General features: G+C 62.7%; 20 protein-coding genes. 15 read left to right on the forward strand and 5 right to left on the reverse strand.

Annotated features, from left to right (window positions below; translation table 11 throughout):
- Positions 1 to 40: 40 nt before the first annotated feature.
- Both ABH939_RS09035 and ABH939_RS09040 read right to left on the reverse strand, forming a co-directional pair.
- Positions 41 to 1345 carry an HNH endonuclease signature motif containing protein gene (locus tag ABH939_RS09035; protein ID WP_231783244.1) on the reverse strand — a complete coding sequence of 435 codons (1305 nt, stop codon included), beginning with the start codon at positions 1343 to 1345 and terminating at the stop codon, positions 41 to 43.
- Positions 1346 to 1406: 61 nt separating this feature from the next.
- The gene (locus ABH939_RS09040; protein ID WP_404649564.1) at positions 1407 to 3104 is read right to left on the reverse strand and encodes an MFS transporter; all 1698 of its coding nucleotides are present in this window, start codon (positions 3102 to 3104) and stop codon (positions 1407 to 1409) included.
- 150 nt (positions 3105 to 3254) lie between these two features.
- Between ABH939_RS09040 and ABH939_RS09045 the strand changes: the two genes are divergently transcribed.
- The 9 genes from ABH939_RS09045 to ABH939_RS09085 all read left to right on the forward strand — a co-directional run bounded on the left by ABH939_RS09045 (position 3255) and on the right by ABH939_RS09085 (position 12199).
- Positions 3255 to 4748, forward strand: a complete 1494-nt coding sequence (locus tag ABH939_RS09045) for a condensation domain-containing protein (RefSeq protein WP_064112572.1) — start codon at positions 3255 to 3257, stop codon at positions 4746 to 4748.
- Positions 4748 to 6211, forward strand: coding sequence for a condensation domain-containing protein (locus ABH939_RS09050; protein ID WP_218748899.1), 1464 nt, complete (start codon positions 4748 to 4750; stop codon positions 6209 to 6211). The genes ABH939_RS09045 and ABH939_RS09050 overlap by 1 nt, the downstream gene beginning before the upstream one ends.
- Before the next feature lie 118 nt (positions 6212 to 6329).
- Positions 6330 to 7235 (forward strand): sulfurtransferase, encoded by a 906-nt coding sequence (locus ABH939_RS09055; protein WP_003940962.1) that lies wholly within the window; start codon positions 6330 to 6332, stop codon positions 7233 to 7235.
- A complete protein-coding gene (locus tag ABH939_RS09060) occupies positions 7232 to 7648 on the forward strand; it encodes a SufE family protein (protein ID WP_003940804.1) in 417 nt (138 codons plus the stop codon). Before ABH939_RS09055 ends, ABH939_RS09060 begins: the two co-directional genes overlap by 4 nt.
- A 4-nt stretch (positions 7649 to 7652) precedes the next feature.
- Positions 7653 to 9053, forward strand: a complete 1401-nt coding sequence (locus tag ABH939_RS09065; protein ID WP_003940858.1) for a condensation domain-containing protein — start codon at positions 7653 to 7655, stop codon at positions 9051 to 9053.
- A gap of 138 nt (positions 9054 to 9191) precedes the next feature.
- A complete protein-coding gene (locus tag ABH939_RS09070) occupies positions 9192 to 10988 on the forward strand; it encodes an acetyl/propionyl/methylcrotonyl-CoA carboxylase subunit alpha (RefSeq protein WP_030535031.1) in 1797 nt (598 codons plus the stop codon).
- 76 nt (positions 10989 to 11064) lie between these two features.
- Positions 11065 to 11490 (forward strand): DUF1707 domain-containing protein, encoded by a 426-nt coding sequence (locus tag ABH939_RS09075; protein WP_003940708.1) that lies wholly within the window; start codon positions 11065 to 11067, stop codon positions 11488 to 11490.
- Positions 11490 to 11840, forward strand: coding sequence for a hypothetical protein (locus tag ABH939_RS09080; protein ID WP_003940792.1), 351 nt, complete (start codon positions 11490 to 11492; stop codon positions 11838 to 11840). The genes ABH939_RS09075 and ABH939_RS09080 overlap by 1 nt, the downstream gene beginning before the upstream one ends.
- Positions 11837 to 12199: a VanZ family protein gene (locus ABH939_RS09085; protein WP_054782298.1), complete on the forward strand. Its 363-nt coding sequence runs from the start codon at positions 11837 to 11839 to the stop codon at positions 12197 to 12199. The genes ABH939_RS09080 and ABH939_RS09085 overlap by 4 nt, the downstream gene beginning before the upstream one ends.
- On the opposite strand, the gene ABH939_RS09090 is transcribed toward ABH939_RS09085, so the two are convergent.
- Entirely contained in the window at positions 12200 to 13000 is an 801-nt protein-coding gene (locus ABH939_RS09090) for a tyrosine-protein phosphatase (RefSeq protein WP_083057789.1), read from the reverse strand.
- 130 nt (positions 13001 to 13130) lie between these two features.
- Between ABH939_RS09090 and uraD the strand changes: the two genes are divergently transcribed.
- From uraD to ABH939_RS09120, 6 genes are all read left to right on the forward strand, one after another.
- Positions 13131 to 13649, forward strand: a complete 519-nt coding sequence (gene uraD, locus ABH939_RS09095) for a 2-oxo-4-hydroxy-4-carboxy-5-ureidoimidazoline decarboxylase (protein WP_064689005.1) — start codon at positions 13131 to 13133, stop codon at positions 13647 to 13649.
- Entirely contained in the window at positions 13646 to 13975 is a 330-nt protein-coding gene (uraH, locus tag ABH939_RS09100) for a hydroxyisourate hydrolase (RefSeq protein ID WP_007727227.1), read from the forward strand. Before uraD ends, uraH begins: the two co-directional genes overlap by 4 nt.
- Positions 13976 to 14039: 64 nt before the next feature.
- On the forward strand, positions 14040 to 14942 hold the full coding sequence (gene pucL, locus ABH939_RS09105) for a factor-independent urate hydroxylase (protein ID WP_336872359.1): 903 nt from the start codon (positions 14040 to 14042) through the stop codon (positions 14940 to 14942).
- Positions 14943 to 14995: 53 nt separating this feature from the next.
- Positions 14996 to 16309: an 8-oxoguanine deaminase gene (locus tag ABH939_RS09110; protein ID WP_231915147.1), complete on the forward strand. Its 1314-nt coding sequence runs from the start codon at positions 14996 to 14998 to the stop codon at positions 16307 to 16309.
- A gap of 7 nt (positions 16310 to 16316) precedes the next feature.
- On the forward strand, positions 16317 to 17126 hold the full coding sequence (locus tag ABH939_RS09115) for an FAD binding domain-containing protein (protein WP_030535037.1): 810 nt from the start codon (positions 16317 to 16319) through the stop codon (positions 17124 to 17126).
- Positions 17123 to 19831 carry a molybdopterin-dependent oxidoreductase gene (locus tag ABH939_RS09120; protein ID WP_404649565.1) on the forward strand — a complete coding sequence of 903 codons (2709 nt, stop codon included), beginning with the start codon at positions 17123 to 17125 and terminating at the stop codon, positions 19829 to 19831. The genes ABH939_RS09115 and ABH939_RS09120 overlap by 4 nt, the downstream gene beginning before the upstream one ends.
- Here ABH939_RS09120 and lat read toward each other — a convergent pair.
- Together lat and ABH939_RS09130 are read right to left on the reverse strand one after the other, a co-directional pair.
- Positions 19828 to 21156, reverse strand: a complete 1329-nt coding sequence (lat, locus tag ABH939_RS09125; protein WP_047271731.1) for an L-lysine 6-transaminase — start codon at positions 21154 to 21156, stop codon at positions 19828 to 19830. The two genes, ABH939_RS09120 and lat, sit on opposite strands and share 4 nt — an antisense overlap.
- Before the next feature lie 65 nt (positions 21157 to 21221).
- Complete coding sequence (locus tag ABH939_RS09130; protein WP_003940830.1) at positions 21222 to 21686, reverse strand: Lrp/AsnC family transcriptional regulator; 465 nt, start codon at positions 21684 to 21686, stop codon at positions 21222 to 21224.
- Positions 21687 to 21692: the final 6 nt, after the last annotated feature.

Below are 21692 nucleotides of genomic sequence, written 5' to 3' on the forward strand. Positions count from 1 at the left end.
AAGCTGGTCGTTTTTGTTGTCACCGAAAAGGTTTGACCCTTCAGGTTTTGAAGGTGGTGTTGGCCGGCCGCGGGTGCTGCTGCGGGTCGATCGAGGGCGGCGGAATGAACCACGGCTTGTTGTCGACACCGATCCGAATCTCCCACTTCCCGACGAACCCGGATTTCCGGTGCATCAACCGATGATGTGAACGGCACAGCAGGACCAGGTTGTTCATCACCGTCGGGCCACCGTTCGCCCAGTGCCGGATATGGTGCGCATCAGTCCACGCCGGTACACACGTGCAGCCGGGGAACGCGCAGCCTTTGTCTCGGGCGATCAACGCCACTCGCTGCTCCGCGGTCACCAACCGTTTCCCGGGTTTCGCATCCAACGGCGCGCCGTGATCGTCGAGCAGGACGGTGGAGAGGAAACAATCACATCCGAGAAGTCGGGTCTGCGACACCGAGAGTGGCCCGAGCCAGGGCATGTGCCCGACATCGAGATCCGACAGAGACTCTTCACCATCAGCAGTGGAGGGTGTTGCGGCGCAGTCTCGATGCTCAGCGAGATCATGGGCGTTGATGTGCACGTTCACGTGTGGACGCTGACCACCATCGGTACCGGTCTTGGCGCAGTCCAGATAACGCCGGATCAGTTCGGTGAACCCGTCCGCGGTGCGTTTCGCCGCCGACCTGGCATCGGGAGTGCCGTCCGGTGCCGGGGTGGGCATCGTCAGATTCGACAACGCCGACAGCAACATCTCGCCGGTGAGGGCGTCGAAATCGCCGCGCACCACCACTCGACCGTTCAATGTCGACGCGATCCGGAGCTCGTTGAGGTCGGTATCCTCGGCGGGTGGAATCTCATCGGATTCGAACACTCGCTCCAAGGTCGCGATCACGTTCCGCACCTTCGTCGTCGTCGCCTCCACCCCCGACGCAGCCGCCAACAGTAGGTCGATACAACGAGGGAGCGCCTCCTCCGGCATCCCCTTCGGCGGTGACTCACAGAACGCCACGATCAACACAGCATGATCGAACGAGCAATCCCCACCATCGAACCGAGCCGCCACCGCCGGAAACGGCCGCAAAGCCGCACCCAACGCGGCGATCTTCTTCCCGTCCCGAACCTGCAACATCGTGTTCGCCGCCAACCACGCACCCACCCCGCGACTGGCAATCACCTGATCATCCGGGCGCAACGACAACTCGTCCACCACGGCCACACGAACCGCCTCGAGGCGCAGAATCTCAGCACTCGCCTCGACAGCAGCAGCACGCAACTCCGCAGCAGACAACTGCCACAACCGTCCGCGTAACCCCACCGCAGGACCAGACACCACGTCCGACAACAAGACACTCATTGAATCCCCCGATCCCCTGCACACAGGGTACTCGAACACCTGTTCGAGTCAAGGGCAATTTTCAGACCGGCGAATTGACCCGCGGCAGAGCAGTCGACGCCAATCCGATACCGAGCGCAATTGCTGCGATGATCGCGAGCACACGGCGCTGCGCTTGGAGAAATGCTTCGCCGGCCGCCGCGCGAGTCGATGCGTACGCGGCATCAACTGCCACCTGAACGGATTGACCCCCGGCACCGGCGGAGCCGTCCCGGCGACATTCCGGCGCCACCTCCATCGGTGTTCCGGATGCCAATTGGCTTGTTGCGCAATCGACAAAGGCCTTTTCGGCGATGTCGATCAGGCCGGGACCAACGCCGGCAGCTTCAAGGTTCGCAACGTACTCGGGCCGCTCCCCCTGCACTGCTTGCGGAGCTTGCCCCGCGACGAGCGAGAAGAACACCACTCCGATCAAGGCCAGTCCGATGGAGCTGCCAACCTGCTGAACGGTAGGAAGCAGTCCCGACACCGAACCCGCGTGCGCGGGTTCGACCGTCGCAAGGATCGCGGTTTGCAGTGGTGCCACGAACAGTCCGAGACCTGCGCCCCCGAGAAGCAGCGGACCGGCGAGCGCGAGCCAGCGTGGATCGGTTCCTTCGCGTTCGAGGATGATCGACAGCGCGATCAGCGAGCCGGCAAAGACGACCATCCCCAGGATCAGAACACGGTTTCCGAGCATCCGGTACACCGCCGATGAGAGAACCGCCGCCACGCCCATTCCGACGGCCCACGGCAGCGTCATGACGCCCGCTCGCAATGCGGAGAACCCGAAGCCGAACTGCAGGGTGAGACTGATGGTGAAGATCAAGGAAGTCAGAGTTCCGAAGAAAACGAACGCAAGAACCGCGCCGATTGTGAAGGCTCGGTCGCGGAAAAGCTCGAGACGAAGGACCGGATCGCCGCCTCGTTTCGCCAAACGCGATTCGTAGAGCACAAACGCCACTGCCACCGGCGCCGACATCGCGAGCATTACGACAAGACCTGTGGGCCATCCACGCGCCCTTCCCTCGGCCAGGGGAAGGATCAGCAGGAACAGCGCCAGTGATGACAGTGCGGCGCCGATGAGGTCCAGTGAGCGCACATGCTCAGCGCGAGCATCGACGAGATGGAAATATCCGAGAATCAAGGCGGCGATGCCGATCGGGATGTTGACGAAGAAGATCAGGCGCCAGCCCCAGTCGAACAGATTCCACTCGATCAGCAGCCCACCGATCAGAGGCCCACTGACTGTTGCGAGCCCGATGGTCGCACCGTAGATCCCGAAGACTCGCGGATGCCTGGCCTTCGGAAACAGACCCGAGATGATGGCAAACGTCTGGGCTGACATCGAACCGGCCGCAAATCCTTGCAGACCCCGGAAGACGATCAACATCGTCGCGCTCTGCGCGAGCCCGCACAACAACGAGGCAACGACGAATACGGACAGGGCGGTCAGAAAAACAACCCTACGGCCGAACAGGTCCCCCAGCCGCGCTGCAGTGATCAACGAACACGCGAAAGCCAGGATGTACACGCTGACCATGAGCAACTGCGCCGATACGCCTGCTTGAAGATCGACGGCGATACTCGGAAGCGCGACGTTGACGATTGTCGCGTCGAGCAATTGCATGAATGCCGCCGCCAGACTCGTCGCCAACCCGAGCCAGGGCGTCAGAGAACCAGCTCGCCGCCCGCCCTTGTGGTCGGCGCCGACAGCGTCACCTAAAGGGTCCGGAAGCACCGAATGATCCTAATCGAATACAACGCTTCTAGAACCTGTTCTTGTTTAGATTGTAGTATTTCGGACAATTCAGTCCCCCAGATGGGATAGTTCGTCGTCTGCCCATTTTCAGAGCAGGCTTCTCGACGACACACGCAGGAGTTCTACTCGATGGATCTGAACTTGATCACCCATTGGCACCCGCTTCCTGGGCGGGTAATCGAATGGGGCGTCACGCATGCTTCCGCTCAACGAGCCGCCGAAGCCGAGATCGACCGAGAACTACCCCCGACCACGATGCAGGATCGCCACCTGCGACGCGCCCGCGTCACCGCAGAGAAGGGCGATCCGCAGTCTCCGTGGATCGGTATCGCCTTCGATTTCGCAGGAACACTGGACCGCGACGCCATGACGCGAGCACTTCAGCGCTACATCCGTCGCCACGACACGCTGCACAGCTGGTTCTCGTTCGACGAAGCAACCACCGACGCTGCGGACACCTCGTTCGAGGTCCGTCGACACGTGGTGCCGGTCGAAAGCATCGAACTCGAGTACCGCGTGGGCGACGACGTCTCCGAATCCGAGGCGATCCGCGCGCTCGTCGCGACCAAGTTCGCCACCGAAACCAGCGCGCTGCAGTGGCCGGCCTTCGTGTTCGGTGCCGTCGAGCACCACCATGCCGACCTCGAAGCCGATCCGAGCTTCACCCTGTTCCATGCAGTCGACCACGCCCATTCGGACATGAACTCGATGGTGTTGATGTACGCGGAATTGCGTCAGCTCTACGCAGCGGAAACGACCGGGTCACATCCCGAACTGGGCCCCGCGGGAAGTTACGCGCAGTTCGGTCGCGTCGAGCGCGCACGGACGACCGAGCTGACGATGCAGTCACCCGAAGTGCACCAGTGGCTCGGTTACCTCATGCGTAGCGGCGGCTCGTTCCCCGGATTTCCGCTCCCTCTCGGGGCCGAAGACGCGCCCAAACCGGCTATCGGTTCACGCTTCGACCTGGCTGACGACATCGAGTGCGAGAAGTTCGGTGCGGTTTGTAAAGCCAACGGCGCCAACTTCATCGGCGGAATGTTCACCGCGCTCGCGATTGCGGAATTCGAACTCGCCGGACGCGACAAGTACATCGCCCTCTCGCCGGTCAGCACACGAACCGAGGCCGACTCGTTTGCGCAGGGCTGGTACATCAACCTGATCCCGGTCGGCATCGACGTCGACGACAAGCGACGCTTCACCGAGTTGGCAAAGCTCGGGCAGCAGGGGTACCACGACGGCAAGGCACTCCTCGATGTCTCTGTGCAGCAGGTCATCGATCTGGTTCTGTCGAGCTTGGCCGAGTCGGATTCCGCACCCGGCGGACTGTCGAAGACGCTCACCCCGCCGCCGATCGTCTCATACATCGACGGCCGACGCATGCCGGATCCATACAGTTACGCCGAGACGAAGGCAACGGGAATCGTCGGCGGCAAAGAGACTCAGATCGCGTCGATGTGGATCAACCGGATGCACACCGGAACCTGGATCGCCGTGTCTCACCCCGACACCCCCATTGCCCACGAATCGGCCACCCGCTTCGCCGAGCATGTCTCGAAGATCATCAAAACTGTTGCAGCTCAAGGCGACTACTCGTTCGTGGCACCAGAGGGAGTGGCCTGATGCATGTCACCTCGATCGATCGATACGGACTCGACCCCGGAATCGTCACCGAATGGTCGCTTCAGCCCGCGGACGGCGCCGTCACCGAGTCGGAAGTACCACCGTCGTACAACCAGCATTTTCACCTCGAGACTGCGCGAACACACGGCATGGGCCGGAGTGTGTGGATGGCAGCCGCATTCGACCTTCCCGGAGAACTGAATCGGCCTGCACTCGATCTCGCGCTGCGCCTGTTCATCAGTCGCCATGACACTCTGCACACAGGATTCGAGGTGGGCGAGTTCACCACCACCCGAATGGGACTCGATCCCGACGGCACACACATCGAGACTTCGGAACCTCTGAAATTCGATTCGACCGAAGACCTCCGAGCGCATCTCAAGAAGCGATTCACGACGGTATGCGATCCACTGACCTTCCCTGCATACACGTTTGCCACGGTCGAACGCGAAGAGCATTACACGGTCCTGAGCGCGTTCGATCACACACTCGTCGACGGCTACTCGTTGGTCATCGCTCTCGGGGAACTGCGACAGATCTACGAGGGACTGATCGCCCTACCCGACCTGACCGACCACGAGGCCGTCGACGCAGTGATGAGCCGACTGGGTGACCCGGGAAGTTTCGTGCGGTACTGCGAACTGGAGGCAGACGCTCTGCTTCCCGTCGACAACGACCCTCGAATCCGAGAGTGGGCAAGGTTCTACGAGATCTGCGGTGGCACATCACCGAGTTTCCCCTTGGAACTCGGCGTCGAGGGCGGAAAGCCCGCGCCGCAGGGCGCCGATGTGCGCGTGCTGCTCGACGAGGAGCTGACGGCGACGTTCGACGAGATCTGCCTATCCGCCGGCGGTAGCGTGTTCACCGGAATCCTCACTGCGATGGGACTTTCCGTCCACTCGTACACCGGGCGGTCGACGCTTCCGCTGCAATTTCCGCTTCACATCCGCAAAGATCCGCGGTGGGCCGACGCGATCGGCTGGCTCACCACCAGCGCGCCGATCACGGTCCAGATCACTCCCGACGCGGATTTCGGTGCATCCCTTGCACATACGCACGCGTCGTTCCGAGTTGCGTTGACGCTCGAGGGCGTCACCATGGCCCAGGTTCGAGATGCTTTGGGCGACAAGATTCGACGCACGCGCACCGACGTCTTCATGGTGTCGTACATCGATTACCGCAAACTACCCGGCACAGACGATCATGATCTCCTCAACGCCCATCACATCAGCAATGTGACGGTCGCCGACGATGCCCAGTTCTGGATTTCGCGAACGAACCGTGGTCTCTCGCTGCGTTCACGCTTTCCCGATACCGAGACGGCAAACGAAACCATGGTGAATTTCCTCACCGAACTCGACCGGATTCTGAGAGAAGTCTGCGCCCGGGGCGTGACGCCGATCGGAAGTGTCACCGAACAATTGAGAGATTCGAGCGTCGGAGCAGGAACACCGAGGATTTAGGGTCGGCAACGGGCACGAGCAGGCAGAACCTGCTTCCGGGCGTCTCACCTTGCGCACAGCGCATAGAATCGATCAAGTCCGTGTTCGAACCGAACGATTCGTCTTCAGGAGTACGCCCGTGCCCGTTGCCCCCGATCCCTCAACCGCGTTTGCCGAGTTCGCGCATCCCGACCGGTTGGTCTCGACGGAATGGCTCTCGGCGAATCTCGGTGCGCCGGGCCTCAAGGTTGTCGAATCCGACGAAGACGTGTTGTTGTACGACGTCGGCCACATCCCCGGAGCCGTGAAGATCGACTGGCATCTCGACCTCAACGATCCGGTCACCCGCGACTACATCGACGGTGCGAAGTTCGCAGAGTTGATGAACCGCAAGGGCATCGGCCGCGACGACACCGTGGTCATCTACGGCGACAAGAGCAACTGGTGGGCGGCCTACGCACTGTGGGTCTTCACTCTTTTCGGCCACGAGGACGTCCGTCTTCTCGACGGTGGCCGCGATGCGTGGATCGCCGAGAACCGCGACACCGCTTTCGACGTTCCCGACATCACGTCGACCGATTACCCGGTCGTCGAGCGCAACGACGCTCCCATCCGCGCATTCAAGGACGACGTTCTCGCGCACTTGGGCGACGGGCCGCTCATCGACGTGCGATCTCCGCAGGAGTACACCGGCGAGCGCACCCACATGCCCGACTACCCCGAAGAGGGTGCGTTGCGTGGTGGACACATTCCCAGCGCGCTCAGCATCCCGTGGGCGAAGGCAGCGGCACCGGACAGCCGCTTCCGCACCCGTACCGAACTCGGCGAGATCTACGGCGACCTGTCGGCCGACGACAACATCGTCGCGTACTGCCGCATCGGTGAGCGTTCCAGTCACACCTGGTTCGTGTTGACTCATCTTCTCGGCTACCCGAACGTTCGTAACTACGACGGTTCGTGGACCGAGTGGGGCAATGCCGTGCGCGTCCCGATCGTCCAGGGCGAAGAGCCCGGCGCCGTTCCGTCCTCTGTATCGGCGTCATGAGCGCTCTTCCTTCGGCTCTGGCCGAGATCGTCGACGACTTCGCGGCCGTCGGCGCCTCGGACAAGCTCACCCTTCTTCTCGAGTTCAGCCGAGAGCTGCCGCCGTTGCCGGCGGAGCTCGAGCAGAGCGCGATGGAGCCGGTCCCCGAATGTCAGTCGCCGCTCTTCCTCTCGGTCGACGATTCGGATCGCGACAACGTCCGTCTGTACTTCAGCGCTCCCCCCGAGGCTCCCACGACGCGTGGTTTCGCATCGATCCTCGCGCAGGGGCTCGACGGCCACAGCGCCGACGAGATCCTCGGTGTACCCGACGACTTCTATTCGGCGCTCGGTCTCGCAGAAGCCGTGAGCCCGCTCCGTCTGCGCGGAATGTCGGCCATGCTCGCGCGCATCAAGCGGCACTTGCGGGGCTGAAAACATGGAGTTCACCGAACTGGCCGACTATGCGATTCCGGCCGGCGCACTCGTCGAATGGTTGCCGTGCGCAACCGGGCCCTGGGTTCCGGATCCACGGCCCGTCTCCTACATTCACGAGGCACATCTCAACCGTTCCGCTGCAGGCGCAGGCGACAAGTCTTGGCTGGGAACAGCTTTCGAGATTTCCGGCCCGCTCGACGTCGATGCGTTCCGAGTCGCTCTCGGCCGGTGGATCGACCGTCACGAAGTTCTGCGCTCGCATACCGTCCTCGAACCCTCGAGCGGCGAGATCACCCGGCACACGGTCCCGCTCGGCGGAATCGACATCGGGGTCGTCAGCCACGGCTACGACGCGTCCAGCCAGGACAACTTCGACCACCTTCACCGCCTGTTCGACGATTACGCGTCCCCGCACAGTTGGCCGTCGTACGTCTTCGCGACGTTGACGCCCCGCGGTGGCGACGGTCCGTTCACCGTGTTCTTCGCGGCGGACCACTCGATCATCGACGGGTTCTCGATCGTGCTGGTCGCTCACGAGATCGCAGCTCTGTACCGCGAGGCCTCGACCGGTAGTGCTGCAAATCTGTTTCCGGTGGGCAGCTACGTCGATTTCGGTGCCGTCGAACGCGAGCAGATGGCCGACATGGAAGCCGAGAAGGCTGCGGTCGAGATCTGGCGAAAGGCTCTCGGCACGGACGGTCTACCCCAGTTCCCGCTACCGATCGGTGACCGTGGAACCGATTCTCAGAACGGCCTGTCGACCTGGCTGCTCGACGCCGACCAGTCCAAGGCCTTCAGTTCGACGTGTGCAGCCACCGGCGTGGGGTACTTCGCCGGACTTCTCGGCGGACTTGCCGCTGTAGGTCGCGAAGTCGCGGGATCCGATCGATTCGAGGTCGTGACGCCGGTTCACACCCGCAGCGCTCAGGAGTGGGCGGGTGCGCTCGGCTGGTTCGTCGGACTGTGCCCGGTCGAGTTCGCCGTTGGATCGGACTGTTCGTTCGGCGACCTCGCGACACGCGCCGCCGAATCCATCGCTTCGGTCAAGCCTGCCGCAGCTGTCCCGTTCGATCGGATCGGTGAGCATCTCGAAACCCCGATCCGACCGCGATTCGTCGTGTCCTACATGGACGTTCGCTTCGTGCCCGAAGCCGCACAATGGCCCGAATGGAACGCCAGAGCACTTCGAAGCAAGGCATATACGCACGACGTCTACATCTGGATCAACCGCACACCCCAGGGACTCAACCTCGCGGTCAGGTACCCAGGCAACGAGACGGCGAACGCCGCGGTTCACGCCTACGTGGCCGCACTGCGCCGGACCATCGAAGAAATCGTCACCGAACCGGACGCCGCCACCTCCGACAGCTACTCATCGGTAGTTTTCGAAACCGTTTCCTAAGCCGGAGTGGGCTTTAGCGATCCGGTTACAACCAGCGCCGAAGCGATGCATACACTCCGAAGTGATGCCAATCCCCCGATGGTGAAATCCCAGAGGAATACACCGCGGAGACAGACTATGCGAACCACAGGAGGCTCAGTGCCCAGTCATGCCAGCGCGCACATTACGAAGGTGCTTGTCGCGAACCGCGGTGAAATCGCGGTACGGGTCATCCGGGCGGCCAAGGATGCCGGCTACGGCAGCGTTGCCGTTTACGCCGAGCCCGATGCAGACGCGCAGTTCGTGAAGCTCGCAGACGAGGCATTTGCCCTCGGTGGACAGACGTCCGCCGAGTCCTACCTCGTGTTCGACAAGATCCTCGACGCAGCCAAGAAGTCCGGCGCCGACGCCATCCACCCCGGCTACGGTTTCCTCTCCGAGAACGCCGACTTCGCCCAGGCCGTCATCGACGCGAACCTCATCTGGATCGGTCCGTCACCGCAGTCCATCCGCGACCTCGGCGACAAGGTCACGGCACGCCATATCGCAGAACGCGCGAAGGCGCCGATGGCAGCAGGCACCAAGGATCCCGTCAAGGGCGCCGACGAGGTCGTCGCATTCGCCAAGGAATACGGCGTCCCGGTTGCGATCAAGGCTGCCTTCGGTGGCGGTGGACGCGGCATGAAGGTCGCCCAGACCATCGAGGAAATCCCCGAGCTGTTCGAGTCGGCCACCCGTGAGGCCATCGCAGCCTTCGGTCGCGGTGAGTGCTTCGTCGAGCAGTACCTGGACAAGGCCCGCCACGTCGAGGCTCAGGTCATCGCCGACCAGCACGGCAACGTCGTCGTCGCCGGTACCCGCGACTGCTCGCTGCAGCGTCGCTTCCAGAAGCTCGTCGAAGAGGCTCCCGCTCCCTTCCTGACGGACGACCAGCGCGCACGCATCCACGCATCCGCCAAGGCCATCTGCAAGGAAGCCGGCTACTACGGCGCCGGAACGGTCGAGTACCTGGTTCAGGGCGACACCATCTCCTTCCTCGAGGTCAACACCCGCCTGCAGGTCGAGCACCCCGTCACGGAAGAGACCGCGGGCATCGACCTCGTGCGTCAGCAGTTCCTCATCGCCAACGGCGAAGAACTCTCCATCAAGGAAGATCCCACCCCGCGTGGACACTCCTTCGAGTTCCGCATCAACGGCGAAGACGCCGGCCGCGGCTTCATGCCTGCCCCCGGCCCGGTCTCCGTCTACCGTGAGCCCACGGGCCCCGGCGTTCGCGTCGATTCCGGTGTCGTTGCCGGCGACGTCATCGGCGGACAGTTCGACTCCATGCTCGCCAAGCTCATCGTCACCGGCGCCACCCGCGAAGAAGCCCTCCAGCGGGCATCGCGCGCTCTGGCCGAGTTCGAGATCGACGGCCTCGCGACCGTTCTCCCGTTCCACCGCCACATCGTCGAGAACCCGGCGTTCATCGGTGACGGCGAGAAGTTCGACATCTACACCAAGTGGATCGAAACCGACTGGGTCAACCCCATCGAGCCGTACGCAGGCGCCGGTGCTCCCGTAGACGACGAGGACGAGGCTCTGCCGCGTCAGAACGTCGTCGTCGAGGTCGGTGGACGTCGCGTCGAGGTTTCCCTCCCGGGCCAGTTCTCGCTCGGCAACGGCGGCGGCGCTGCCTCCGGTGCGATCCGCAAGAAGCCGAAGGCGCGCAAGCGCGGCGGCGCCGGCGGAGGTGCAGCATCGGGTGACGCTGTCACGGCTCCGATGCAGGGCACCGTCGTCAAGGTTGCAGTGACCGAAGGCCAGGAAGTCGCAGAAGGCGATCTGATCGCCGTTCTCGAAGCCATGAAGATGGAAAACCCCGTCAACGCGCACAAGGCCGGTGTCGTCACCGGACTGTCCGTCGAGCCGGGTGCAGCAATCACGCAGGGAACGGTTCTCGCAGAACTGAAGTAGGGCCTCCGGCCCCGTGCGCCTTTCCGGTAGTCCCCACTACCGGAAAGGCGCACAGTCGTTTGAGTAGGCTGTAACGATGGCTGACGTCCCCGACATTCGCATCGGCACTGCAGAACGCGAGCAGGCACTCGATCTCCTGAGCGAGCACTTCGCCGCAGGCCGCCTCACCGTCACCGAGTTCGACGAGAGAAGCGGAATCGTCAGTGCCGCAACAACTCGCAGTGAACTCGTTCCGGTGTTCGCCGATCTTCCGGGCAACTACCAAGCCCCCGGCACCGCTCCCCTGTCGATGGTGACGCCTCCCGACGCACCGGCGGAGCGAGGCTTCAACCCCGACTGGTCCGGTCGCGTCATGGCCGTCGTCCCGATTCTCGCGGTGATCCTGTTCTTCGTCACCGGTACCTGGTTGTGGTTCCTCGCGATTCCCCTGGCCGGTGCACTGCTGTTCGGTACCGACCGGGAACGCAAAGCCAAGCGCCGCCGCGAGCGGGACTCCGACTGATGGAGCCGATCGAGATCAACGCAGGCGGCTGGTATCTACGCGCACTGCGCGCAGACGAGCGTGTGGACGACCGCCCCGCCCTTGCCGATGGTGGTATCACCGACCCCGATTACGTGAGTCAGCGAAGCGCTCAGTGGCACGAAAACAGCGTCTACTCCTGGGCAGTGTGCCAACCCAACACCGGTGAGCTTCTCGCCGAGGTCGTTCTGACACCTCTCGACTCCACCGCCCTGCTCACCGGCTGGGCCCGCGACGGGCACACCGAGGCGCTCACGACAGCCGCCGACGCCGTCACCAGGTTCGCCGAAGGTGCACTCGGACTCGTCGTCGTCGAGGGGCAGACGAATTGAAGAACAACCGATACTGGCCGTTGGCGATCGCCGTGGTCATTGCCCTGATCATGCTCTTCTCCCCGGGTTCCACCGTGCCCTCGAGCCCGGAGAACACCGACAAGATCACTCACACATTGATGTTCGCGGTGCTGGCGATCACCTCGTTGCACGCGCGGATCCCGGTGTGGCTCACCGCGGTGTGGCTCGTGATTTTTGCCGCGACGTCCGAGGTTCTTCAAGCAGCGCTGCCCATTTCGCGTTCCGGTTCGATCTGGGACGGCAGCGCCGACCTGCTCGGCATCGCCATCGGGATCGGTATCGTCAGCCTCGTGACGAGGCGACGAACTTCCCGCCGCGACGAGCCGAGCAGGTCCTGATCAGCTGAGCAGGTTGCTCCGCAATTGGTCCTGGGTCGACGCGTCGATCTTCAAGCCGTCGGTGAAGTAGGCCTCGATGGATCCGTGTACCTGCGCGAGCTCTGCCATCGACGCCTCCAGGTACTCGCGCCTGACACCGAGAACACCTTCGAGCAGGGTCGGGTCGATACCCTTCGCCTCGAATCGTTCGAGGAGCGGCGCGAACATCGGCAACAAAATCTTGTTGGTTTCGAGGTAGTCCGCGAAGACCGCGTCCTCGGAGGCACCCAGGAACAGCAGTAACGCGGCCGCTGCCCAACCCGTGCGATCCTTGCCCGTGGTGCAGTGAATGAGTGCCGGCGAGCTGGGCGGCTGCGCCAAGTCGACGAACAGTTGCCGGTACGACGCGACCGCACTCGGCAAGGTCACGAAATCGCGGTAACTTCCCTGAAAGTACTCGAGCGCCTGGCCGCTGCCCAACGCTTCGGCAGCAAACGCCGGGTCGGCGATCATCTGCTGCATCTGAGCCGGAATGGCGCGATACTGCTTGTCCGCCAATACGTCCAGGCCGATTTCTCGGATACCGTCCGGCGCCAGATCCGGTGCCGTCTCGCGTTCGGATTCGGTGCGCAGATCGTAGATCGTGACGATGCCCAGATCGGCGAGGGTCTGTACGCCGTCCGCACTGAGCGATGCCAGATCGGTGGAACGAAACACGCTCCCGGTGCGGACGGTGCCACCGAAGCTCGATTCGGGGCCACCGATGTCTCGGAGGTTCGCCAGGGACGGTACGACGGAAGACAGCTTCGGAGTATCGGTCATACCTGAGAATGTATCGGTCGCCGAGAAACCGTGATCGGGGAAGAGCAGCCGGAGAAATAAGATCGAGACACATCATCTCCCGTAATTGCTGCGCTACAGATCCGTAACATGCTCAAGTAATCCTGTGGACATGCCTACAACGAGTTCCAGTGGTCTCGGAGCCTTCGATGCGCTCGGTGACCACCAGGCAGTCGCGGCGCTGCTCGAGTGTTGCCATTCCGCCGTGTGGGCACAGGAAATCGCCTCGTCTCGCCCGTTCGCCGATCTGGAAGCTCTGTTCGACAAAGCAGATGCGGTGCTGGCCGAGCTTCCCGAGTCCGAGATCGACGACGCTCTCTCCGGCCACCCACGAATCGGTGAGCGAAGCGAGAGCGCGGCCTCTACCCGTGAACAGTCGGGAGTCTCGTCGGCGACAGAAGACGTACTCGCGGAACTTCGACGGAAGAACGCCGAGTACGAAGAGACATTCGGCCATGTTTACCTGGTCTGCGCGTCGGGGAAATCTGGAACGGAGCTCCTCGACATCCTTCGAGGTCGTCTCCGAAACGACCCGGCGACCGAGCGTTCCGTGCTTCGAACCGAATTGGCCGCCATCAATCGGATCAGACTCGCCCGTCTGATCGATGCACTCGCCGGAGGCACAGCATGAGCAAGACCCTCAGCACGCACGTTCTCGACGCGACGACGGGCAACCCCGCGGCGGGGATTCGCGTCGAACTTCGTGATCGAGACGGCGCCTCCGTCACCACTGCGGAGACCGACTCCGACGGCCGCATCCCCGAACTTGCTCCCGGTGGCCTGACCGCCGGTCACTACACCCTGACTTTCGACACCGGAACGTATTTCGAGACCAACGGACAAGAAAACTTCTACCCGGAAGTGACAGTGACCTTCCGGGTGGACGACACGGCACGGGGCTATCACGTCCCACTGTTGCTGTCTCCCTTTGCTTATTCCACCTATCGCGGGAGCTGAACACGTGACTACCGAAAACATCACGACCGGCAACATCACAACCGGCAGTACGAACACCGAACGGTTGAGCGGATCGATCGAACTATCGGGTCACCAGTACGGCAAAGCGGAAAATCGAGTAGTCCGAATCTATCGAGACACCCCCCGTCACGAAATTCACGACATCAACGTCTCCACCTGCCTGCGTGGAGATTTCGCCGACGCGTACCTCACCGGTGATCAATCGAAGGTTCTGCCGACCGACACGCAGAAACAAACGGCCTACTCCTACGCCAAGGAAAAGGGTCTGATCTCGATCGAGACGTACGGACTCGAACTCGCCCGTCATTTCGTCGACGACATCGAACCGGTCAGTGGCGCGCGGATCGAGATCGAGGAATACGCCTGGGAGCGTGCGATTGTCGACGGCAGCGAGCACGACTACACCTGGATTCGGAAGGGTCAGGAAGTTCGGACGGCGTCGATCACCATCGCCGATACCGGGACATGGGTGATCGGCGGCCTGAAGGACCTCGTGATCCTCAAATCGACCGGTAGTGAGTTCTCGGGTTTTCTCGAAGATCCGTACACCGTTCTCGAGCCGACCGACGACCGCGTCATGGCGACGACGTTGGTCGCCCAGTGGCGATTCGTCACCACCGACGTCGACTGGGAATCGGTCTACGCGGGCATCAAGGCACAGATCGTCAAGCAGTTCGCACAGGTACATTCACTTGCCCTGCAGCAGACGCTCTTCCACATCGGCAAGGCAATCCTCGAGGAATTCCCGATCATCGCGGAGGTTCGACTGTCCGCACCCAACAAGCATCATTTCGAATATGCACTCGGCCGCTTCGGAGTGGAGAACGACAACGAGGTGTTCCACGCTGCGGATCGTCCGTACGGCCTGATCCAAGCTGCGGTCGCCCGATCCGACGCACCAGACGCGGGACCGTCGTGGACCACCTACGCCGGTTGGTTGTCGTGACCGAATCAGCTCTCGGGGCAACACTCGTCGTGGCGGGCGCTCATGTGGTCACGATGGACGGCGACCGCTCCGAGTACTCCGACGGCTATGTGGTGATCTCGGGCAACAAGATCGTCGACGTCGGCGCCGGAACGCCACCCGAATACCCGGGTGCGCAAGTGATCGACGGGAGTGGTTGCCTGATCACGCCGGGTCTGGTCAACACACATCATCATCTCTACCAATGGATCACCCGAGGCCTGGCCGCGGACTCGACGCTTTTCGAGTGGCTGACCACCCTGTACCCCGTCTGGGCAGGTATCGACGCCGACGCCGTCCACGTGGCGGCCACCGGCGGCCTCACGTGGTTGGCGAAAACCGGATGTACGACCACCACCGACCACCACTACGTCGTTCCCCGCGACGCCGGCGACGTTTTCGAGGCCGAGATCACCGCGGCTGCGCAGGTCGGCCTTCGATTCCACCCGTGTCGTGGGTCGATGGATCTCGGCCAGAGTTCCGGCGGCCTGCCACCGGATCACGTCGTGGAAAAACTCGATGACATCCTGACCGGCACGCAGTCGGTGATCGACCGTTGGCACGACCCGAATCCCGGATCGATGCTGCAGATCGCGGTAGCTCCCTGCTCACCCTTCTCGGTGACGGAGGCATTGCTCCGCGAGTCCGCGACGCTGGCCCGCGAAAACGGCGTGCGTATGCACACGCATCTGGCCGAGACACTGGACGAGGAGAGATTCTGCCGCGAGCATTTCGGTTGCACGCCGGTCGAATACATGGAACGAGTCGGCTGGGTGGGCCCGGACGTCTGGTACGCCCACGCAGTCCATCTCGACGACGCCGGTATCGAGACGATGGCGCGAACCGGAACTGCGGCGGCGCACTGCCCGACCTCCAACGCGCGCCTGGGAGCCGGTATCGCCCGTGCCGCCGATCTGGTGAACGGCGGGGTCACCGTGGGGCTCGGCGTGGACGGCGCGGCGAGCAATGAAGCTTGCAGCCTGATCGAGGAGTCTCGTCATGCACTTCTGTTTGCTCGCGCGAAGGGCGGACCGCAGACGATGACGGTGCGAAAAGCCTTGGAATTGGGAACGATCGCCGGCGCACGAGTTCTGGGCCGCGAGGGCGAAATCGGATCGATCGAGGTCGGAAAACTTGCCGACCTGGCGGTGTGGAAACTCGACACCGTCGCGCATGCCGGCATCACCGATCCGGTGGCGGCGCTCGTACTCGGCTCGACTCCCCCGCTGAAGTTACTGCTCGTCAACGGGCGAATCGTAGTTGCCGACGGACGAGTCACCACCGTCGACGAGGACGTCGTGGCCTCGGATGTCGCACGCGCACACCGCGATCTACTCGGAAAGGCTTGAGGTCGCGATGGACCTGCACAGCGTCGACGAAGTTCTGGTGCCGCGGACCCGCGCCGAACTCCCCTGTGCGTCACCCGGCATCGGGTTCATCGGTGGCGGCACCTGGCTGTACTCGGAACCGCAGCCGCACCTGACCACCCTTGTCGACCTTGCGGGCTTCGACTGGGAAGCTGTGGCGGTCGGCGATCTCGGTCTCGAGATCGCGGCCACCTGCACCATCGAGGAACTGTGCCGCGCCGAACTTCCCGCATCCTGGCGCGCCGCAGCGCTGTTCCAACACTGCGCTGACGCACTACTCGCATCGTGGAAGGTGTTGCGATACGCGACAGTCGGCGGCAACATCGCGCTCTCCTTCCCGGCCGGAGCGATGACGACTCTGTGTACCGCTCTCGATGCCGAACTGACGATCTGGCGTCCGGACGGTACCGAATACTCGTTCCCGGTAGTCGATTTCGTTATCGACGATTCTCGAAACGTACTCAGGTCCGGCGAGATCATCCGCAGTATCCGGATTCCCGTGCATGCATTGACTGCACGTACCGCGATGCGAAAGCTGGCTCAGACGTCACTCGGGCGATCGGCCGTAGCCGTGGCCGGACGCTGCGGCGCCGACGGTTTCACGCTGGCGATCACCGCCGCGACCCGCCGTCCGTACGCTCTCAAATTCGACGAACTCCCCGACGCCACAGCACTTGCGGATGCGTTGCGCAGCAGGATTCCGGAAGACGCCTACTTCACCGATGTCCATGGAACTGCGCCGTGGCGGAAGGCGATGACCGAGCTTCTTGCCGAAGAAATCCGAGGTGAACTGGAATGAAGTACTCGGTGGACGGAGTTCCGCGCGACGACCAGCCCCGCCCAGGACAGTGCCTGCGAACTTTCCTCCGCGAGCACGGAGCGAACTCCGTCAAGAAGGGGTGCGATGCCGGAGACTGCGGCGCCTGCTCGGTGCTGGTCGACGGACACCCCACCCATTCGTGCATATTTCCCGCCCATCGCATCGACGGCCGCGACGTCGTCACCGCCTCCGGTCTCGGAACCCCGGAGAAACTTCACCCCATTCAACAGGCATTCGTGGACGCGGGCGGATTCCAATGCGGTTTCTGTACAGCGGGAATGGTAGTCACCGCATCAGCGTTGTCGGTCGAGCAAAAATCCGATCTCGCGTGCTCGATGAAAGGTAACCTGTGCCGCTGCACCGGTTATCGGTCCATTCGTGACGCTCTCGCCGGTACATCCAATACGGAGACTGTCAAAATAGGTGGAGCACAAGGGCGTTCGATCGCAGCACCGGCGTCCGCGCGCATCGTCACGGGAACCGAGCAGTACACCATGGACTTCTCCCCGGGTGAGAAGCCGGTCGACCTGCTTCACGTCGCAGTACTCGGCAGTCCGCACGCACACGCACACATAACGCGGATAGACACGGCAGCAGCCGAAGCGGCGCCGGGCGTCGCCGCGGTCCTCACTTTTCATGACAGTCCGGACGTGCTGTTCTCGACCGCCCGGCACGAGGACCGCAACGACGATCCGGACGACACGCGGGTGTTCGACAGGACCGTCCGTTTCCGCGGCCAGCGCGTCGCCGCGGTCATCGCCGAAACCCCGACGCAGGCGGAACGTGCACTCTCGCTGATCGAAGTCGACTACGAGGTACGCGACGCGGTATTCGAACCAGATCTGGCGCGTTCCCCCGGCGCTCCGCTCCTACACGGCGACAAAGACGAGAGCTCGCGGATCGCCGAAGTCCCTCGCAACGTGGTTGCCGCGCTTCACGATGGTGTCGGCGATCTGGACCGTGCGCTCGCGGATGCCACTGCAGTCGTCGAAGGTACGTGGAAAACTGCGCGAGTCCAGCACGTGGCCTTGGAAACTCACGGCGCAGTGGGGTGGCTCGACGAGGACGGCCGTCTCGTCATCAGAAGCAGCACACAGGTGCCGTTTCTGGTTCGGGACGAATTGGCGCACATCTTCGATCTCGATCGCAGCCGAATCCGGGTGTTCGCCAAGCGGGTCGGTGGAGGCTTCGGCGGGAAGCAGGAACTACTCACCGAAGATCTGGTCGCACTCGCCGTCCTGCGAACGGGTAGGCCCGTTGCTTACGAGTTCAGCCGCAGCGATCAGTTCACCATCGCACCGTCACGGCACCCGATGCGAGTTTCGGTTCGCGCCGGCGCCGATGCCGACGGAACTCTCACTGCACTGGCCATCGACGTCCTTTCCGACGCCGGGGCGTACGGGAACCATTCGATCGGAGTCATGTTCCACGGTTGCGCCGAATCCATGGCGGTCTATCGCGCTGCAACCAAACGCGTCGACGCCGAAGCGGTCTACACGAACAACGTTCCGTCCGGCGCCTTCCGTGGTTACGGGCTCGGCCAGATCATCTTCGCCGTCGAATCGGCCATGGATCAGCTCGCTGATCGTCTCGGCATGGACCCCTTCGAGTTTCGGCGGCGAAACGTCGTCGTACCCGGAGACGATTTTGTCGACTGGCACGTCGAGGACGGTGATCTCGAATTCGGCAGCTACGGGCTGGACCAGTGCATCGACCTCGTCGACAGTGCACTGTCGAGCGGACGCGGAGAGGCTGCACCGGCAGGGTCGCGTTGGCAGATCGGTCGGGGCATGGCAATTGCCATGATCGCGACGATCCCGCCGCGTGGTCACTTCTCCGACACCACCGTCGCACTCGAGGCCGACGGTCGGTACGTCGTGAACATCGGCACCGCTGAGTTCGGCAACGGAACCACTACGATTCACCAACAGATCGCGGCCACCGAATTGCGGACGACAGTCGATCGCATCACGATTGTTCAATCCGACACCGATGCCGGCGGATACGACACCGGAGCATTCGGGTCGACAGGAACGGTGGTCGCCGGAAAGGCGCTCCTGATCGCCTGCGAGCGCCTTCGCGAGCGGATACTGACCCGTGCGGTGCGATCGAGCGGTCGCGGCGCGCAGATCGACGACCTTTCGCCGGACGGTGTCGAAACGTCCCACGGTTGCCTCGATTTCGCGACGCTACTCGAAGGTGGCCCGCTCGCCGCTGACGGTCGCCACGACGGGACACCGCGCTCGGTCTCGTTCAACGTTCACGGTTTTCGCGTTGCCGTCGACACGAACACCGGCCGGGTGAAGATCCTGCAGTCGGTTCAGGCCGCCGATGCCGGCACCGTCATGAACCCGGCACAACTGCGCGGGCAGGTGGAAGGCGGTGTGGGACAAGCGCTCGGCGCTGCGCTGTCGGAGGAGATCGTCATCGAAGAAGGTCGGGTGATCAATCCGCAGTTGCGCAATTATCACGTTCCCCAGATCGGGGATCTGCCGATCACCGAAGTACTGTTTGCCGACACGTACGACAAGCTCGGGCCTTTCGGCGCGAAATCGATGAGTGAGGCCCCCTTCAATCCTGTAGCACCGGCGTTGGCAAACGCGATTGCCAACGCGTGTGGAGTGCGTATGTACTCCACACCGATGTCACCGGATCGAGTGTGGGAACAGCTACAGAGGCCCTAGGTCTCGCGTGCGAGCACGCGCTCGACCGCGTCGACCGCGTCGTCCAGCTCACTGGTGGTCACCGTCAGCGCGGGCCGGAATCTGATTCCCCTCTTCCCGGTGGGCAGTATCATCACGTGCTCGTCTTCACGCAGTCGCTGTACGACGCGATCGCGAAGGTCACTGTCTTCCAGAGTGATCGCGCACATGAGGCCACGACCGCGCGGCTCGGTTGCCGCCGCGTACCGCCCGCAGACTTCGGTCAACCGGGCAAGGAGATGCGCACCCGTGAATCGCACGCGGTCGATCAGTCGGTCCTGCTCGACGACTTCGAGTATCCGCCGGGCACGAACCATGTCGGTGAGGTTGCCACCCCACGTCGAATTGATCCGAGAACTGACGTGAAACACGTTGTCATGCACTTCATCCACGCGCCCGCCGGCCATGATTCCGCACACCTGCGTTTTCTTGCCGAACGCCACCACATCCGGACTCAGACCCAATTGTTGGTAGGCCCAGGCAGTTCCGGTGATTCCGCAACCGGTCTGTACTTCGTCGAGAATGAAGAGGGCGTCGTTTTCGTGGCACAACTCCTGCATCGCCTGCAGAAATTCCGGCCTGAGGTGATGGTCGCCGCCCTCGCCCTGGATCGGCTCGGCGATGAAACAGGCAATGTCGTCGGGGTTGTCGGCGAAAGCTCGGCGCGCTTGATCGAGAGCTTGCCTCTCCGCAGCTTCGACATCGCGGCCGTCTGCCAGGTACGGCGAGTCGATACGTGGCCAGTCGAACTTGGGGAATCGCGCGACCTTGCCCGGTTCGGTGTTGGTGAGCGACATCGTGTAACCACTGCGGCCGTGAAAAGCCTCGGTCAGGTGCAGGACCTTTGTCCCCAGATCTGCTGACAACCCGCGGCTTTCGTTCCACCGACTCTTCCAGTCGAAGGCAACCTTGAGTGCATTTTCCACCGCCAGGGCTCCGCCGTCGACGAAGAACAAGTGTGGGAGTGCCGAATCCCCCAGTACCCGAGCGAAAGCCGCAACGAAGCGCGCCATGGGTTCGGTGTAGATGTCGGAGTTACTCGGCTTGTTGGAGGCCACGACAGCCAACTCCTGTTGAAACTCCTCGTCGCCTGCGATCGCAGGGTGATTCATACCCAGGGCCGAAGAGCCGAAGAAACCGAACATGTCCAGATACTCGGTTCCGTCTCGCAGGTCACGGAGATAGGAACCCCGCGACCCTTCGACGTCGAGAATCAGATCGAATCCGTCGACGAGGATGCTGGCCTTCAACACGTCGTAGACCGGAAAGAGCGCACTGTCACCGAAGTCTCGCATCGCAGTACTCATACGCGAAGGCTATGTCAATTTTCCGGGAGTGTCGATAGAGGACCGTAAAAGTTATTGAACAAGCGTCATTCGTCGTAAAAAGTTTGTAGGATGATGGTGCTTCGTGTGTTGACGTTGGCTGCCGTACGGATCTCCTGCAGCAATCGCTCCAACGCCCGAGGTGACGCCACCCGGACCAGGAGGACGTAGCTTTCGCTCCCGGCTACCGAGTGACACGAGACGACCGCCGGCAGATGACGCAAGCGGGCAGGCGCATCGTCGGGCTGCGAGGGATCGAGAGGAGTGATGGCGACAAATGCTGACAGATTGTGACCGAGTGCCTCCGGATCGATCTTCGCGGAGTACCCACGGATCACCTTGCGAGATTCCAAACGACGCACTCGCGATTGGACTGCGGAGATCGAGAGTCCAGCCTTCTCAGCAAGACTCGCGAGAGTGGCACGGCCGTCCAAGACCAATTCACGCATCAAAAGTCGATCGGTTTCGTCGACCGGAACACCGGCAACGTCACTGGTTTCTGTTTCTCGCACCTGCGC

It is taken from the genome of Rhodococcus sp. 27YEA6 (genome assembly GCF_044908235.1).
GTDB lineage: Bacteria > Actinomycetota > Actinomycetes > Mycobacteriales > Mycobacteriaceae > Rhodococcus_F > Rhodococcus_F qingshengii.

What these genes read in the sequence shown, in the direction of transcription:
- uraH (WP_007727227.1), top strand. Translation starts at nt 13,646, where the DNA reads ATGAGCAAGACCCTCAGCACGCACGTTCTCGACGCGACGACGGGCAAC.
- uraD (WP_064689005.1), top strand. Translation starts at nt 13,131, where the DNA reads ATGCCTACAACGAGTTCCAGTGGTCTCGGAGCCTTCGATGCGCTCGGT.
- ABH939_RS09110 (WP_231915147.1), top strand. Translation starts at nt 14,996, where the DNA reads ATGGACGGCGACCGCTCCGAGTACTCCGACGGCTATGTGGTGATCTCG.
- ABH939_RS09120 (WP_404649565.1), top strand. Translation starts at nt 17,123, where the DNA reads ATGAAGTACTCGGTGGACGGAGTTCCGCGCGACGACCAGCCCCGCCCA.
- ABH939_RS09050 (WP_218748899.1), top strand. Translation starts at nt 4,748, where the DNA reads ATGCATGTCACCTCGATCGATCGATACGGACTCGACCCCGGAATCGTC.
- ABH939_RS09045 (WP_064112572.1), top strand. Translation starts at nt 3,255, where the DNA reads ATGGATCTGAACTTGATCACCCATTGGCACCCGCTTCCTGGGCGGGTA.
- ABH939_RS09035 (WP_231783244.1), bottom strand. Translation starts at nt 1,345, where the DNA reads ATGAGTGTCTTGTTGTCGGACGTGGTGTCTGGTCCTGCGGTGGGGTTA.
- ABH939_RS09075 (WP_003940708.1), top strand. Translation starts at nt 11,065, where the DNA reads ATGGCTGACGTCCCCGACATTCGCATCGGCACTGCAGAACGCGAGCAG.
- lat (WP_047271731.1), bottom strand. Translation starts at nt 21,156, where the DNA reads ATGAGTACTGCGATGCGAGACTTCGGTGACAGTGCGCTCTTTCCGGTC.
- ABH939_RS09060 (WP_003940804.1), top strand. Translation starts at nt 7,232, where the DNA reads ATGAGCGCTCTTCCTTCGGCTCTGGCCGAGATCGTCGACGACTTCGCG.
- ABH939_RS09115 (WP_030535037.1), top strand. Translation starts at nt 16,317, where the DNA reads ATGGACCTGCACAGCGTCGACGAAGTTCTGGTGCCGCGGACCCGCGCC.
- ABH939_RS09090 (WP_083057789.1), bottom strand. Translation starts at nt 13,000, where the DNA reads ATGACCGATACTCCGAAGCTGTCTTCCGTCGTACCGTCCCTGGCGAAC.
- ABH939_RS09080 (WP_003940792.1), top strand. Translation starts at nt 11,490, where the DNA reads ATGGAGCCGATCGAGATCAACGCAGGCGGCTGGTATCTACGCGCACTG.
- ABH939_RS09065 (WP_003940858.1), top strand. Translation starts at nt 7,653, where the DNA reads ATGGAGTTCACCGAACTGGCCGACTATGCGATTCCGGCCGGCGCACTC.